We start from the raw sequence: 15,548 nt of genomic DNA, 5'->3' as shown, positions 1-15,548 counted from the left end.
CCTTCTCCACGTCCAGCAAGACTACCACTATCTGCTTAGGGTCGCCGCAAGACGGGGCACGAACACCAACAGCCCCACCACCACCGAACTGAGGGCAGCCACCAGCGCTGCCGCAGCCGAGGCATCCTTCGCCAGGCGAGCGCCATCGTCGTAGCGGGGGCAGGCCAGGTCCACCGCCCTCTCCACTGCCGTGTTGATCAGCTCAGCCGTGAACACGCCGGACATGCTCAGCACTACCGCTGCCCATTCCAGCGCCCTCAAGTTCAGAATCAGCCCGGCGATCACCACCACCGCCCCGATGACAGCTTGGATGCGCAGGTTGCGCTGGCTCGCCAGCGCCGAAGACATCCCTCGCCCAGCACAGACGAAGCTAACAACAAGTGAGGGTCGCTCACGCTCGGGCATCAAGCGCCTCCTGCACCGCTGCCTGCTGCAGCGCCCACATCTCGCGCTCCTCAGCCTCTTCCAAGTGATCGTAGCCCAGCAGGTGAAGGGTCCCGTGAGCCACCAGAAGCGCCAGCTCCTCCTCCAGAGGGTGCCCCGCCTCCGCCGCCTGGGCCCGCGCCCGATCGGCGGAGATGATCACATCGCCCAGGTATGAGGCCAGCTCGCCGGTCAAGTCCTCGTCCCCGGTCTGGAAGGAAAGCACGTCCGTGGCGCTATCTACCCCCCGAAAGCGGCGGTTCAGCTCTGCTATCTCGTCGTCGCCAGCCAGCACTACGGTCATGTCCACGCCCTCAGGCGCCCGACCCGCCTGGCGGAGGGCGGCCTCCGCAGCCCGCACCACTACCTTCTCCGCGCCGGGTACGTTGGCCTCGGGACGGCTGTGAACCTCGATCACGCCCCCACCTCCTCCCCGTTTCCTGCTTCAGGCGAAGGGGAGGGCTGCGCTTCCCTCGGCAGTCGCTCCTCATGGAAGGCGTCCCTATCTTCCTCATCGGTCGGTTCCGCCCGCTCCGGTCTCGGTTGCGGCTCCTCGGCCGGCACCTGGCAACCGTTCTCCGACCGCTGCTCAATTAAGCTGCCCTCGGGGTACTGCACCCGCGGGTGGAACACGCCCTGGAGAACGTTGATGAACGAGACTTTGATGGCAGCGATGTCGTGCAGGGTGAGGGGGCACTCGTCGAGCTCGCCCTCGAGCAGGCGATCATCCACCACACGTTCCACCATGCGGGACAGCTCCTGCCCGTTGGCGGGCCGAGCCGCCCGCGTAGCGGCCTCACAGGCGTCGGCCAGCATGACGATGGCTGTCTCTTTGGTCTGGGGGCGCGGCCCTGGATAGCGGAATCCTTCCTCATCCACGTTCTCGGCCCCGTAACGGCGCACACTCTCCTCATAGAAGTAGTCTTGCCGGGTGCGGCCGTGGTGCTCGGCCGCAAAGCGAACGATGGCCGAGGGAAGGCGATGCTTGCGCGCCAGCGCCACTCCCTCCGCCACGTGCCCTATGATGATCTCGGCACTGGCTCGGGGATCCAGACGGTTGTGGACATTCCCCACCTCTTCCTGATTCTCGGAGAAGAAGTAGGGGCGCGTCACCTTGCCCACGTCGTGGTAGTAGGCTCCCACACGCGCCAACACGGCGTTGGCTCCCACCCGTTCTGCCGCCTGCTCGGCCATGTTGGCCACCATGACGCTGTGATGGTAGGTGCCCGGAGCCCGGAGCATCAACTCGCGCAGGAGAGGTTGGGTGGGTCGTGCCAACTCGAGGAGCTGAAGGGACGTCACTGCCCCGGTGAAGCCGCTCACCACCAAGTAGCCCACGATGGCGATGCTCCCGGCCAGGGCCGCGTTGATGGTGCCCGCTCCCATCAGGCTGGCCAACCCTACGGCGTCGTAGTTGCCTCCTGGCAAGCGGAACAACAAAGGCACGGTCACGTTCACAAACAACACCCCGGCGGAGGCCCACACGAATGCCTTCAAATGACGAAGCCGACCCAGCAGCAGCACGCCGGCCACCCCTCCGAGAAGCCCCATGGTGCCCAGCTCCAGCAGGGCACCATCGGCGAGCACGACGTAGAAGCTGAAGGGAAGTACACAAAGGAGGAAGGCCAACCCGGGGCTGACCAGAACCGCCGCCAGCATGGGCAGGGCGGCAGCAGGGTAGGCATAGGGAAGGACCACGTGACCGGGTATCATCAGTCGAGCGGCGATGGCCGAAGCGAGCGTCCCCAGCCCCACCAGCCCCAGGCGGCGCCAGTCATGGCCGAGGGCCGGCTCGTGCACTGCAATGTAGGCGAAGAGAAGCAGGCCCACGACGAGCATCAGCCCAAGAGTGCACAGGTCCTCGATCCAGTTGTGGTCGGGCTCCATGAGCCCAATGTGGCGCAGGGCTTCCATCTGCAGCTCGGTAACCCGGTCCCCCGCCCTCACTACAGCCTGGCCCGCTTGGTAAGCCACGGAAATGGGTTGCACGCTCTCGCGCGCCCGGCGTCGGGCCTCGGCGGTCCGGTCCTCGTTGGCAAGCGTATTGGGGACCACCAGGTCGGCCACTAGGTCCAGCACCACGTCTGCCTGGGCATCGGACAGGTCGAACGAGAGCTGGGTCGGGACCCGCCTCCTGGCCTCGGCAACGTCCACGTCGCGGATCACCATCCGCATGGAGAGGTCCAGCACCCGGACGACCTCCCGCTCCACGGCAAGCCACTCGTCGTCCGAGAGCGCCAGTATCTCCCCCACGATCTCTTCCGAGAGCTCGACTCCGTCCAGACGCAAAAGGGCTTGGCGCCGCATGTCCTCGGTCATGTCGAGATCGCTGCGTATGGAGGAAATGCGATCCAGAATCTGTCGCGCCAGACTGACCTGTCGCCGGGCGACGCCAGCATCCGGAGCGTCGTAGACCACGTCCACTGCGCTCTCGGCCGCCTGACGAGCCCGCTCTGTGAGGACATCGCTGATGTAGGTCACGCTTCGGGGCGCGGTTATGTCGCGTGGGCTTATGTCGCCCAGCTCGAGAGCAAGGGCCGGCCCGGGGGAGCCTCGGACGACCAGAACGGCCCCCAGGGCGAGGGACAGCAGCAACGCGGAACCCAGAACCCTCAGCCGCTCAAGGGGGGTCAGTTCTCGCTCGGGAAGCGTGTAGGGGTCTTGAGTGAAAGCGAAAGCCACCGCTGCCTTAGCTTGACTGGGAGAGAAGCCTGCGAGCTAGCTCGCTCACCTGCCGCCCGTCGGCCCTTCCCCTCACCCGGGGCATAACCAGTTTCATAACCTGGCCTAGCTGGCGGGGGTCTTCGGCGCCGGTTTCGGCGATGGCCTCCCTGACGACAGCCTCAACCTCCTCGGCACTCATGGGCTCGGGCAGATACTCGGCTATGATAGCAAGCTCGGTCTCCATCTCCTGCACCAGGTCTTGCCGCCCCGCACGGCGGTACATCTCCAACGGCTCTTGCCGCTTCTTGGCCTCCCGCTGGAGCACCTCTATCAGCGCCGCCTCGTCTAGCGAGTGTCCTTGGGCCACCTCTTCGTTCCTGATGGCGGCCCGTAGCATGCGCAGCGTCTCGCGCCGCCGCACATTTCCAGCGCGCATCGCGGCGTGCATGTCCGCCAACAGGTCATCAGTGAGAGCCAAGGCCTCCTCCAGTACTGCCCTGAATGCGCTAGGTCAGAGGGTGATTATAGGTCTGGGGCCAGAGAGGGTCAAAGACCTGGGTCGTCCGGCGCAGTCCTGCCTCTGAGGCCGATGCCGCAGGCCACATCGGTCCCGTCGCCTCTCCTGCACGGTGCACTACTATCGCTGAAGCTTCTCGTGTGCCCCCATGCGGCCGCTCCGAGAGCCATGCCTCTCATATCCTTGTCACGCCCGCTCCCCCAGTCCCGTGCCCGCGTCCCCCGGTGTCATTCGGAGCGTCAGCGAAGAACCTCGGACTGGGAAATCGAAGATGCTTCACTTGGTTCAGCATGACACCCGGGGGACACGGCTGCCTCACTGATGCTCAGAACGGCACCAGAGGCACACAAGTGGTACGCTGAGGCTCAGGCTGATGGTCGGGGGCGAGGGGCGCAGTCCGCCAAGACTCACTACGACGATTGCGGGGCGAGCCCCGGTTCCTCGCTCACTCTGCTCGCTCGCCGACACTTGTCAGCATGGCTGCCGCGGCCTACCATTGCCTGCCACCTGGGGAGGGAATGCCCATGCTAGAGGACGTCAAAGCCGAGATCAGATCGGATCTGGAGGAGCTCACCGCTCTGGACGGGGTATCGGGGCACGAGGAAGCGGTCATCCGCGCCCTGCGCCACAAGCTCGCTCCCTTGAGCGATACCATCAGCGTGGACTGCTTCGGCAACGTTTGCGCTACGGTCGGCGGCTCCGAGGGGTACCACCTGCTGCTGGCCGCCCACTCAGACGAGATCGGGCTCATGGTCAAGAGCGTGGAGCCCGAGGGATACCTTCGGTTCTCCATTGTCGGTGGCACCCAGCCCGCCCTTCTCCCCGGGCGCATGGTCCGCATCAATGGGTCGGTGCGCGGCGTGATCGGGGTCAAGAGCGGACACTTGCAGGGACCCGAAGACCGCGGCCGCCTGCCCGATCCCGACGACTTGTACATTGACGTCGGAGCCGCCAATGCCGATGAGGTGGCTGCCCTCAGGGTGCGCATCGGTGACGCGGTGGCCTTCGTCAGCCCGCTGGTGGAGCTAGGACGGCCGGACATCGTGGCCGGCAAGGCCATTGACGACCGCCTTGGTTGTGCTGTCCTCTTGGCTACCATGCGCAGGCTGCAGCGGGAGCGGCCGGCCACCCGGGTCTCCTGCGTCATCACCACCCAGGAAGAAGTCGGTCTCCGCGGTGCCGCCGTGGCCGCCTACTCCTTGGCGCCTGACTGCGCCGTGCCCGTGGATACCTTCATGAGCGGCGATACACCGGACGTGGACTACCACCGCGAGATGCCGGCAGCCATCGGCAAGGGCCCGGTGCTCCTCCTGGCGAGCGGCGACGCTGCAGCCGGCAACATCATGCATCCGGCCATGCGCCGTCTCCTGGAACAGGCTGCCCAGAGCGCCGGTGTGCCCTACCAGCGCGCCACCGTGCTGGGCAAAGCCGCCACCGACGCCGCCTCCATCCATCTGGCGCGGGGGGGCATCCCCACCGGCGGCATCGGCCTCGCCCGTCGGTACTCCCACTCGCCCGTGTGTACCTGCGACCTCAACGATGCCGCCAACGCCGTCCTTTGGCTCCTGGCTCTGGTGCGCGCGCTCGAAAGTCTCCCCTCCCTGGCCTTCCTGGAGGAATGACCGGGGCAGAAGCCCTCACGGAGGCAGACATGTCCCTGGACCACATCCTGGAGAACGCCGACCGGTCTCTCGACGAGGCCGTGGAGTTGCTTGCCGAGCTCATTCGGGTTCCGAGCATCAACGCCGGGGAAGACGGTCCCGGGCACGAGACGGATGTCTGTCGAGTCCTGCAGGCCAAACTGGCCCGGGAGGGCATCGAGGCCCGCATTCTGGAATCGGCACCGGACCGGGGCAACCTGGTGGCAAGCCTTGGGTCCGGCGGCCGTCCCCGCCTCCTTCTGATGAGCCACCTCGACGTGGTCCCGGTGGACGACGCCGATCAGTGGCGCTTCCCACCCTTCGCCGGCACCGTGGCGGACGGGGCCATCCACGGCCGGGGCGCCGCCGACTGCAAGGGCCTCGCCGCCGCCGGCGCCATGGCCCTCCTGGTTCTGGCCCGCGTGAACCTGCCCCTGAGAGGGACAGTCATCTTGGCCGCCGGGGCCGACGAGGAGACGGGCGGCCGCTACGGCTTCGAGTGGCTCGCCCGCCAGCACCGCGACTTGATCGCGGCCGACTACGCCCTGAATGAAGGTGGAGGCACTTGCTTCCAGACGGGGGAGCGATTGGGCTACATCCTCAACACCGGCGAGAAGGGGCGCCTAGAGGCCACCATCACCCTGACCGGACGGGGGGGACACGCCGCTGCTCCCTGGGCCGCGGACAGCCCCCTCTACCCTCTGGCCACGGCCGTTCAGCGCCTCCAGGCCTACCGGCCCGGGGTGGACCTATCGCATCCGGTATTCGATGCCGCCCGCGCGATGATGGCGCGGGACCTGGTCCGCTTCCTCTCGGTGGACTTCGCTGCCCTGGACAGGGCCGAAAGGGGCATAGCCTCAGCCCTGCGCGGTGCTTCGGCCATGACGGTGACCCCCACCATGGCACGCGCCGGCTCCAAGTCCAACGCCATTCCGGCCACCGCTCAGCTCACCTGCGACGTGCGCACCCTCCCCGGTCAGACACAGGCCGACGTCGAGCGTGCCCTCGCGGATGCACTGAAGGGCCTGGCCGGCGTCCAGGTGCAAGTGCGCACCACGGCCGAGCCCAGTGCTTCGGACTACCCGACCCCGTTCAGCCAGGCGGTCCAGAGGGCCACCGCCGCGGCCACTGGCCACCACGACCTGGCTTGGCTTCCCGGCATTACCTCCGGCTTCACCGACTCTCGCTTCGTCCGGCCCCTCGGGGCCACGGTCTACGGCTTCGCTCCCCAGGCTCCCCGGCCAGAGCTGGGCGGCCAGGAAGGAGTACATGGGCGCGACGAGTGCTTGCCCGTAGAGAGCCTGCGGACCATGCTCCGGACCCTCGTTGCCGTCGCCTGGGAGACGGTGGCGAAGCGTGATGCGTGAAGAGTGATACGTGATGCGTGAAGAGTGATGCGTGATAGGTGACGCGTCAGGCGCCATATCTGACGCTCGCTCATCTCGCTCATCACGCATCACGTATCACGAATCACGCATCACGCATCACGTATCATTCTCTCAGCCGCGCTCCCAGCCGCTCCGCCAGGCGCCGGGCGATGCGCTCGTGCGCTCTCCGCACCTCGTCCTCCCCAGGCGTCCGGTCCAGAGCCCGGTAGACCAGGCGGAAGGCCAGACTGCGCTCCCCCTCGGGGATGGGATCGCCGGTGTAGATGTCGAAGAGCCGAGCCGATCCCAGAAGCGCCCCACCGGCGCGCAGGATCTCCTCCTCCACCAGGGCCTCCGGCACCTCGATCGGCAACACCACCGCCATATCCTGGATCACCGGCGGAAAGCGCGAGACCGGCTCCACCTTGGGGTGTTCTACCCAGTGCTCCAGGAGGGGAACCAGGTCCAGCTCCCACACCATGATGGGCTGCTCCGGCAGGCCGTAGAAGGCGCGCGTTGCCGGATGCAGCTCGGCCAGATAGCCGATCTCGGTGCCGTCCTCCAGCGACACGTTCGCCGTTCGGCCCGGATGCATCCCCTCTCGGGTGCCGGCTGAGAAAGACAGACTCACCCCCAGTCGCTGGGCCACTTCCTCTAGAGCTCCTTTGGCATCGAAGAAGTCCAGCCCCCGCGGCGACTGGTCCTGCCAGGAGGGCTCCTCTGCCCATCCGGTCATGGCAGCTGCCAGTCTAGCCCGCTCCTCGGGGAGTTCCTGCCCTTGACGGTGCAGGTAGACGTGCCCTATCTCGAAGATGCGCAGGGCGTCGGTGAAGCGCAGGTTGTCGCGGACTGTCCCCAGGACACCGGGCAGCACCAGACGCCGCAGCCACTGTCGATCGGTGGCCAGCGGGTTGAGCACCCGCACGTAGTCGTCCTCGGTCAGCGCCCCCGCCGGATGCAGAGGCAGCTCCTGGCGCCAGTCCACTAGGGAGTAGGTGATGACTTCCTGCAGCCCTGAGGCCACCAGCGCGTTCCGCAGCACCTCCTCCGCCCGAAGCGACCGGTCGTCATGCTCGGGTGGCAACTCGTCGCGCATGCGGGTGGTGGGCAGCCGCTCGTATCCGTAGAGGCGGGCGATCTCCTCGTAGAGGTCCTCCTCGATGCTCACGTCCAGCCGCTCCGGAGGCACCTCGACCCTCCACTCTTCGTTCGCTCGCTGCACGCGGAACTCCAGCGAGCAGAGGATGGCCTCGATCTCGTCGTCGCTCACGTCCAGCCCCAGCACTCGCCGGGCTCGCTCCGGATTCAGTGGTACCACTATCACCGGTTGGGGCACCGGGTAGGCGTCCACTACGCCCGCCTGGATCTCCCCTCCGGCGAGCGAACGCATCAGCTCCGCCGCCCGTCGCGCCGCCCGATCGGCTAGAGACGGCGGCACCCCCCGGCCAAACCGGTAGGCGGCCTCGGAGCTCAGCCGCAGGCGCTGGGCCGCCACCCGGTTGCCGATCATGTCGAACGAAGCCGCTTCCAGGAGCACGTGCCGCGTAGCCTCTCCGATCTCGGACTCCAGCCCGCCCATGACACCAGCCACCGCCACCGGACCGCCCCCGTCGGTGATGAGCAGGATGTCCTCGTCCAGCTGCCGAAGCTGGCCGTCCAGCGTGGTCATGGTTTCGCCCGGCCGGGCCCGACGCACCACGATGCAGGGAGTATCCTCCGGCGGCCTGCGGCCGGAAGGGCCGCGCAGCAGATCGTAGTCGAAAGCGTGCAACGGCTGGCCCCACTCCAGCATCACGTAGTTGGTTATGTCCACGATGTTGTTGATGGGTCGCACCCCGCAGAGCTGCAGTCGCCTCCGCATCCAGAAGGGGGATTCGCTCACCTCGATGCCACGGATGATGGTGGCGGTGTAGCGGGAGCACAGATCCGGGTCGGCGATCTCCACCGACACTTGGCCTGCCGCTGGCGGGCCCTGGGCCAGCATCTCCGGCTCCGTCAGTCGAAGCTCCCGACCGGTTAGGGCAGCCACCTCCCGCGCCACCCCAATGATGGAAAGGCACCGGGCCAGGTTGGGCGTGAGTTCGATATCCAACACCATGTCGCCCAGATAGTCCACCAGCGGGACACCCACTGGGGCATCGTCAGGCAGGATGAGGATGCCCTCGTGCTCGTCCGACAACCCCAGTTCCTTCTCCGAGCAGACCATCCCCTCGGAGGCCACCCCGCGGATTCTGCTGGGCTTGAGAGTGATCCAGCGTCTCTCTTCGGCATACCCATCTATCAGTCGGGCCCCGGCCATCGCCAGCGCCACCTTCTGCCCCGATGATCCCACCGCGACGTTGGGCGCCCCAGTTACGACCTGGATGGCTTCGTTGTTTCCGTACTCCACCACCGGCAGCGTCAGTCGGTCAGCGTTGGGGTGTGGCTCCACCCGCACCACTCGGCCTACCACGATCCGTTCTCGGTCCCACCAGTCACCGATCCGGTCTATAGCCTTGACTTCGAGCCCGGCCAGGGTGAGCCGCTCGGCCAACTCCTCGACCGGGAGGTCAATATCCACGTACTCGCGCAGCCAGCTCAATGGTGCTCGCATGACAGGCTCTCCTCATCCGCTCGATGTCGCACATAACACGTGACACGTGATGCGTGATACGTGACGAGTGAATAGCGACACGTGATGCGCTATGCATCACGCATCACGTGTCACGTATCACGCATCACGTTCTCTAGCTCAGGCTGCCGAACTGGCGCAGGAAGCGCAGGTCATTGCCGTAGAAGTAGCGGATGTCATCCACGTCGTTAAGGATCATGGCCACCCTTTCTGGTCCCATGCCGAAGGCGAACCCGCTGAACTCGTCTGGGTCGTAGCCTCCGTTCCGCAGCACCGTCGGATGCACCATCCCGGCGCCGGCGATCTCCACCCAGCCCGTCTGCTTGCACACCCGACAGCCGTCGCCCCCGCAGATGATGCAGTCCATGTCCACCTCCACGCTGGGCTCGGTGAAGGGGAAGTAGCTGGCTCGGAACCGCATGCGTCGCTCCGGCCCATACATCCGCCGCGCGAAGGTCGCCATCACACCCTTGAGGTCGGCCAGGGTGATGCTGTGGCCCACTGCCAGCCCCTCTACCTGATAGAACATGGACTCCGACCGCGCCGTGACCTGCTCATAGCGGTAGCACTTGCCCGGCAGGATGACCCGGATAGGATCCGGATAGAACGTGCGCATAGCGTGAATCTGCCCCGGCGACGTATGAGTGCGCAGGACCACCGTGTCGCTCACGTAGAAGGTGTCCCACATGTCGCGTGCCGGGTGGTGAGGCGGCATGTTGAGCAGCTCGAAGTTGTAGCTGTCGGTCTCCACCTCGCGGGAGCGGAAGACCTGGAAGCCCATCTCGGCGAAGATGTCGTACATCCGCCGCAGGGTCAGCGTGACCGGATGCAGCCCGCCCGTCCAGGGCCGGCGGCCGGGAAGGGTCACGTCCACGGCCTGGGCCGCCAGAGTCTGAGCCAGCTCGATCTCGCGCACCTGCGCCTCGCGCTCGCGATGACGGGCCTCCAGCAGCTCCCGCAGCCGGTTGCCCGCCTGTCCGGCCTGGGGCCGCTTCTCCGGCGGCAGGGACCCGATGGCGCGCATGAACAGCGTCAGCTGGCCACGCCGGCCCAGGTACTTCTGGTGCCAGGCTTCCAGCTCCGGCCCGCTCGAAGCCCTGCCCAGCTCCTCCAATGCCTCCTGCTCCAGCCTCTCCAGGTCTCTTGACACTTCGTTACCTCCTGGCCCCGCCGCCTCCGTTGTAGGCAATAACACAGAAGCCGCCGCCTCTCCCTTAGGGACGAGGACGACGGCCTCGCGGTACCACCCTAATTGGTCACCAGGACCCACTCGGCCCAACGACCGCCTGCGCGGCTTATTGGGTGCCTCGCTAACGGGAGGCTCCCGGAGCGGACTACACACGGCAGCGCCGCTTCACCCGTCGGCTCAGGAGCGAACTTCAGCCAGCTTCCATCCAGCCGGGCTTTCAGTCGGCGGCCCGGCCTCCCTGGGGACTTCCCCTGGGCCTACTCCTCTCCGTCACAGCCTTTGACCCTTGATAGTACCAGCAGGTCCGCCGCTCCGCAAGCGCAGGGTAGATCTCACCGCCGAGGGCGCAGAGACCGCAGGGAAGACGCAGAGGATAGTAGAGAAGGGCTGGGTCGGTAGACCCCGCCGCGAGTCCGGCAGCCCTGGCGGTCCATATACACCTCCAGACTTGCGTCCTCCCTATCCTCCTCCCTTTCCTCAGTGCGTTTCCTCTGCGGTCTCTGCGCCCTCCACGGTGAACTCCGGGGGTGAACCGCGGTGAAGCCAGTCCTCCGTTGACGCCGCTCGGGCCCCATGCTAGCATCGCTCAGTCCCTGGGGCCGGCCACTGTGCCCCTGATCTCACGCCAACGCATGAACGCTACCCGCGCTGAGGTACCTGATGGCGAAGATCCTCATAATAGACGACGATCCTGACCTCAGGGAGATGCTCCAGTTGTTCCTGAGCCAGTCCGATCATCAGGTCCTGCTCGCCTCCGACGGCCTGGAAGGGCTGCGCCTCGCCTGGGAGAATCAGCCCGATCTCATATTGCTGGACGTCGTGCTCCCCACGGTGGACGGCCACCAAGTCCTCCGCCGCCTCAAGAGCATGCCGGAAACCAAGGCCATACCGGTCATCATGCTGACTGCCGTCACGGCTGCCCGCCAGGTGCAAGATCTGATAGGTAGCGGCGCGGACGACTACATCATTAAGCCTTTTGAGCCTTATGCCCTGCTCCAGCGCCTGAAGCGGATAGTGCCGATCCAGCCCGGGCGCACGAACGTGACTGGCTCGGAAACTGTCGCCGGCCGGGACGTCTTCGCCCTGGTGGCGGCCCGAGACGACTGGCGCGTCAGCCTGCTGGCACGGTACCTCGCCGAACACGGGTCGGTAGAGGTCACGTCCAGCGGATTGGATGCTCTCGCCATCGCCATCGCCAACTGCGTACCCCTGATCCTGGCGGAGCCCTTCTTGGCTGATCTGGACGGCCCGGATCTGGTCCGACGTTTGCGAGGCCCCTTCCAGACAGCGACCGCCTATCTGGTGGCCCTAGCAGACAGAGCACAGGCTCCGGCGGAGCGGGCCCGGCTGCTGGGCGCGGGCTTCGACGAAGTGCTCGTGCTGCCCCCTACGCCCGCCCAAGTGCGATCCCTGGCCGAGCGCACCAAGCAGCCACGGTCGTCACTGGCCCGCGTGCGCGACGGCGTAGTGGTCCTGGCTGTGCTTTCCCTTAGCGGCGCAGCCGCCATCCGTCGACTGCGCGACGCCATGCTCGACTTCCAGCAAGCCAACCTGAACCGGGTGGTCATTGATCTGACCTACGCCGACGGGGCTGGAGCCGCTCTAGGCGCGCTCGGCCCCTTCTTCAGCTACCTGGTCGGCTGCGGCCTCAGGGTGAGGCTGGCCGTGCCCCTCTCGGTGATCGAAAACGGCGGGGAGAGCCTGGCGAATCTGCCTCCGCTCTTCGCTAGTGTCGAGGAGGCTCTCGACGGCTGGGCCTGACCAGGACCGCACTGATACCGATCCGCTAGCTAAGGCCGACAGGAGGTCTGGTGAAGGTAAACACGGTGAAAGAGAAGCTGGCCGCCGGCCAGCCAGCGGTGGGCACCTGGCTGTCGCTGTGCTCTCCCATCGCTGCCGAGTACATGGCTCACCTGGGCTGGGACTGGCTGGTCGTGGATACCGAGCACAGCCCCATCGGCTTCGAGACCACAGTTCAGTGCTTCCAGGCGATCGCCACTACGCCGACGATCCCCATGGCCCGGGTGGCGTGGAATGATCCCGCCCTGATCAAGCGGCTGCTGGATGCCGGTGCCCTGGGGCTGGTGGTGCCCATGGTGAACACGGTGGCCCAGGCGGAGCAAGCGGTAGCGGCTATGAAGTACCCGCCCGAGGGCGTCCGCTCACTGGGCGGTGGCCGTTGCATGGTCTACGGAGACGATTACTTTGCCTGGGCCAACGACCAGGTCGCCTGCATCGTCCAGATCGAGCACATCGAGGCCGTCCGCAATGCCGAGGCCATCCTCTCGGTGGAGGGAGTGGACGCCTGCTTCATCGGCCCCAATGACCTGGCCGGCTCCATGGGCCTCAAGCCCGACATGAGCGTCAGCGACCCGCGCCACGAGGAAGCCATCCAGGAGGTGCTGCGGGCAGCGAAGAAGGTGGGCACTCCGGCTGGCATTCACGTTCCCGACGCCGAGCACGTCAGCCGCCGCATAGAGCAGGGCTTCCGGTTCATCGCCATCACCAACGACGCCGGCTTCATGCGCGCTGGCGCCCGGCAGGCCATGTCCGCCATCAGAGGCTGGAAGGCTAGGGGGTAGGTTACAGGGGACAGGTTACAGGTTACAGGGGACAGGTTATAGGGGACAGGTTACAGGGAACAGGGTGTGGGGGAGAGGGAGACTGCGTCTGGGCGTGACGAGTGGTCGCCGCAACCACATCCCTATTCCCTCTCCCCCTGTAACCTGTCCCCTGTAACCTGTAACCTGTAGACAACGACGTCGGCGTTGTCGAAGACGGTCTCCAACTGCCCGGCGGATGCCATAGTGGCGAACTTGTCGCCGATCCCCTGGCCGTAGGCGATGCGCTCGAGCTGCCCCACGTACACGTAAGACACGCCCAGCCGCTCCATCAGATCCAGAGTCTCTGCCGGGTCGGGCGATTCATACAGAAGCCGCACCAGCGCGTGGCGCGTGCCCAGCGGTGCCTGGGGCCGCTGCTCCGCCTCGTGCTGCGGCCCCAGGGGTATGGGCAGCCCGGTGTAGGCCGCCACCCGCGACCCACCCTCCCGGTAGTAGCCCAGCGCCGCCTCCGCCACCACCGGCGTGCCGGAGACGTTTTCCCGCAGCCAGTCCAGCGCCTCCTTTTCGGGCGCCAGAACTATGAAATGGTTCTCGTCGGGCCAGAAGTAGGCTCCCACCGACATATACGCCAGGCCGTCCAGCGTACCTATCGGAGGTTGGGCATTGGGGAAACGGTCGCTCAGCCGCGTGGGCGTCCCCAGCACTGGGTAGACCGCTGCCAGACACACCAGGGCCAGCGCCGGCAGTCGCCAGCCGGCTCGTCTACCGTCCCCTGACCTTGTCCCCCGCCGGAGCGCCAGGGCACCGCAGGCCACCCCGAGAAGCAGCCAGGCCTGGACCCCGAACTTGAATACGGTGTTCATGCGGTAGGCGGCGCCGCCGGCAAGCCAGTCCTTCAGGTAAAACAGCTCCGTGCCCAGCAAAACCAGCCAGCCCAAGGCCGCCAGCCCCTGAGCGAAGGCTGTCCCTCTCCCCCGGGCCGCCACTGCCCCCAGCCCGCTCACCAGCGCCAGCGCCAATGCCACGGCTGCGGCCGCCCGTCCCAGCAACACCAGCCCTCCCAGTGCCGCGAGCGATGCCAGGAGCAACCAGCCGGCAGCCCCGGCAGCCCGGCGGCCCTCCGTAGAGCGCTCCGCCAAGCCCAGCAACCGGGGTAGCCGCCGCCACTGACGCACGGCCAGAGCCAGGAACCCGAGCGCCCCGCGTCGGAACCGGCTCTCCGCGATCACTTCCTGACTGAGAGCAGCGGACAGGAAGGCGAACAGGCCCCACACTCGCAGGAAGTGCATCAGCGGGCTGCCATCGTCGGACCAGGAGAACCCTCCCGGAGGGGGCCGGTAGAGGCTCAGGAAGGGCAGGAAGAGCAGCACCCCAGCAACCGCCGCCGCAATGACACCCACAGCCACCAACCAGGGAATCCGGTTCCGATGCCGGCTCCTGGCCCACAGGAGCACCACCGCCCCCAGGCTCGTGGCCACCAGCAGCGGTGCGTCCCAGGTGTTGGTGGCCACGGCGGTGCCGATGAGCAGGGCCAGCAGGCCGAGGCGCGCTACCGCTGCCCGGTCGAGCCGTGGAGGCACGTCTCCGGTGGGACGGGCGACCAGGCAGAACGCCGTCGCGGCGGCGGTCAGGATCACGGGCATGTCCAGGATGTGCGGGTGCAGGTCGCCGTAGAGGAAGCTGAAGAAGGGAAACTCGTTGATGGTGTCGGGGATCACCCGGGTCGGGGCCCAGAAGTCGTAGGCCGGAGCTGCCCGCTGCCCGGTGAGTACCGCTACCACTCCGCTCACCACTCGCGGCAGCCACCCCACCAGGGCCACCCCGCCGCCCGGGGCATTGGGGCCTATCTCCGCCCACCTGCGGATGAGCAGCAGCCCGCCCTCCACGTTGCCCACGATGGCCACCAATGCCGCTGATGCCAGACCAGCGAGCACCGCTCTACTGCGTACCAGGCTGGCGCCCAGAACCATGGCCGAAGAGAAGGTGAGGGAGTAGAACAGCGAGAGGGCTAGGTTGAAGGCCACCTCAGGCCGAATGCCGCTCAGCTTCGTGAGCGAGCCCGCCAGGTGCAGTCCATAGTAGTAGTAGTTGATGTACCCGCCGGCATAGAAGGGGTCGTAAGGGGGGAAGCGGCCGCTCTTGAGGACGGCTAGGAAGAAGCCCATCTCCATGGGGCGCTCGCCGCCCCACCACGGGTGCCACAGATCTGGGTTGAGGACACGTACCGCGGTCCAGATCAGGTAGGCCACCAGCGCCACCCCTTCCGCCGCTGCCGCCTCCCGCCAGCGGGAGCGCAGGAAGGCCGTCAAGCTGCGCCTTCCCAGCCAGGCCAGCACCAGCCCTATCAGGGTCAGGCAGCCCAGGGAGAGTAACGAGGCCCCCACAGTGTTGGACGTCACTCCCAGGCTCGCGCCCAGCCAGACGGGATAGGCCGTCAGGGCCAGTCCCACCACCCGAGCAAGAGGCCATCCCCCGGCCCATAGCCTCCCCAGCAGCCGATGGGTCAAGGGCCAGGCCGCCAGTCCCACCGCCGAGGCCACCAGCCACCACCAGGCTGCCGCCGCCAGCCCGTC

The 15,548-nt window shown here is 66.8% G+C and carries 11 protein-coding genes; 4 read left to right on the top strand and 7 right to left on the bottom strand.

The window, feature by feature from the left end:
* Positions 1 to 27: 27 nt before the first annotated feature.
* The 4 genes from HPY83_15600 to HPY83_15585 are packed head-to-tail and all read right to left on the bottom strand — an operon-like array spanning position 28 to position 3,565.
* Entirely contained in the window at positions 28 to 405 is a 378-nt protein-coding gene (locus tag HPY83_15600; protein ID NPV09370.1) for a diacylglycerol kinase family protein, read from the bottom strand.
* Positions 392 to 841, bottom strand: a complete 450-nt coding sequence (gene ybeY, locus HPY83_15595) for an rRNA maturation RNase YbeY (GenBank protein ID NPV09369.1) — start codon at positions 839 to 841, stop codon at positions 392 to 394. Before ybeY ends, HPY83_15600 begins: the two co-directional genes overlap by 14 nt.
* Positions 838 to 3,105 carry an HDIG domain-containing protein gene (locus tag HPY83_15590; GenBank protein NPV09368.1) on the bottom strand — a complete coding sequence of 756 codons (2,268 nt, stop codon included), beginning with the start codon at positions 3,103 to 3,105 and terminating at the stop codon, positions 838 to 840. Before HPY83_15590 ends, ybeY begins: the two co-directional genes overlap by 4 nt.
* 7 nt (positions 3,106 to 3,112) lie before the next feature.
* Positions 3,113 to 3,565 carry a GatB/YqeY domain-containing protein gene (locus HPY83_15585; GenBank protein ID NPV09367.1) on the bottom strand — a complete coding sequence of 151 codons (453 nt, stop codon included), beginning with the start codon at positions 3,563 to 3,565 and terminating at the stop codon, positions 3,113 to 3,115.
* Between the two features lie 563 nt (positions 3,566 to 4,128).
* On the opposite strand from HPY83_15585, the gene HPY83_15580 reads away from it, so the two are divergent.
* Both HPY83_15580 and HPY83_15575 read left to right on the top strand, forming a co-directional pair.
* Complete coding sequence (locus HPY83_15580) at positions 4,129 to 5,226, top strand: M20/M25/M40 family metallo-hydrolase (protein NPV09366.1); 1,098 nt, start codon at positions 4,129 to 4,131, stop codon at positions 5,224 to 5,226.
* Positions 5,223 to 6,611, top strand: coding sequence for a M20/M25/M40 family metallo-hydrolase (locus tag HPY83_15575; GenBank protein NPV09365.1), 1,389 nt, complete (start codon positions 5,223 to 5,225; stop codon positions 6,609 to 6,611). Before HPY83_15580 ends, HPY83_15575 begins: the two co-directional genes overlap by 4 nt.
* A 124-nt stretch (positions 6,612 to 6,735) precedes the next feature.
* Here HPY83_15575 and HPY83_15570 read toward each other — a convergent pair whose 3' ends face one another.
* Positions 6,736 to 9,204, bottom strand: coding sequence for a phenylalanine--tRNA ligase subunit beta (locus tag HPY83_15570; protein NPV09364.1), 2,469 nt, complete (start codon positions 9,202 to 9,204; stop codon positions 6,736 to 6,738).
* Between the two features lie 133 nt (positions 9,205 to 9,337).
* Positions 9,338 to 10,372 carry a phenylalanine--tRNA ligase subunit alpha gene (pheS, locus tag HPY83_15565; GenBank protein NPV09363.1) on the bottom strand — a complete coding sequence of 345 codons (1,035 nt, stop codon included), beginning with the start codon at positions 10,370 to 10,372 and terminating at the stop codon, positions 9,338 to 9,340.
* 699 nt (positions 10,373 to 11,071) lie between these two features.
* Between pheS and HPY83_15560 the strand changes: the two genes are divergently transcribed.
* The gene (locus tag HPY83_15560) at positions 11,072 to 12,172 is read left to right on the top strand and encodes a response regulator (protein ID NPV09362.1); all 1,101 of its coding nucleotides are present in this window, start codon (positions 11,072 to 11,074) and stop codon (positions 12,170 to 12,172) included.
* Between the two features lie 50 nt (positions 12,173 to 12,222).
* Positions 12,223 to 12,993: a 2-dehydro-3-deoxyglucarate aldolase gene (locus tag HPY83_15555; GenBank protein ID NPV09361.1), complete on the top strand. Its 771-nt coding sequence runs from the start codon at positions 12,223 to 12,225 to the stop codon at positions 12,991 to 12,993.
* Positions 12,994 to 13,115: 122 nt separating this feature from the next.
* Here HPY83_15555 and HPY83_15550 read toward each other — a convergent pair.
* On the bottom strand, positions 13,116 to 15,548 hold a 2,433-nt coding region (locus HPY83_15550; protein ID NPV09360.1), incomplete at its 5' end, for a hypothetical protein.

The sequence above is a fragment of the Anaerolineae bacterium genome (assembly GCA_013178015.1).
Lineage (GTDB): Bacteria > Chloroflexota > Anaerolineae > DRVO01 > DRVO01 > Ch71.
This window is presented reverse-complemented; position numbering and strand designations above follow the sequence as displayed.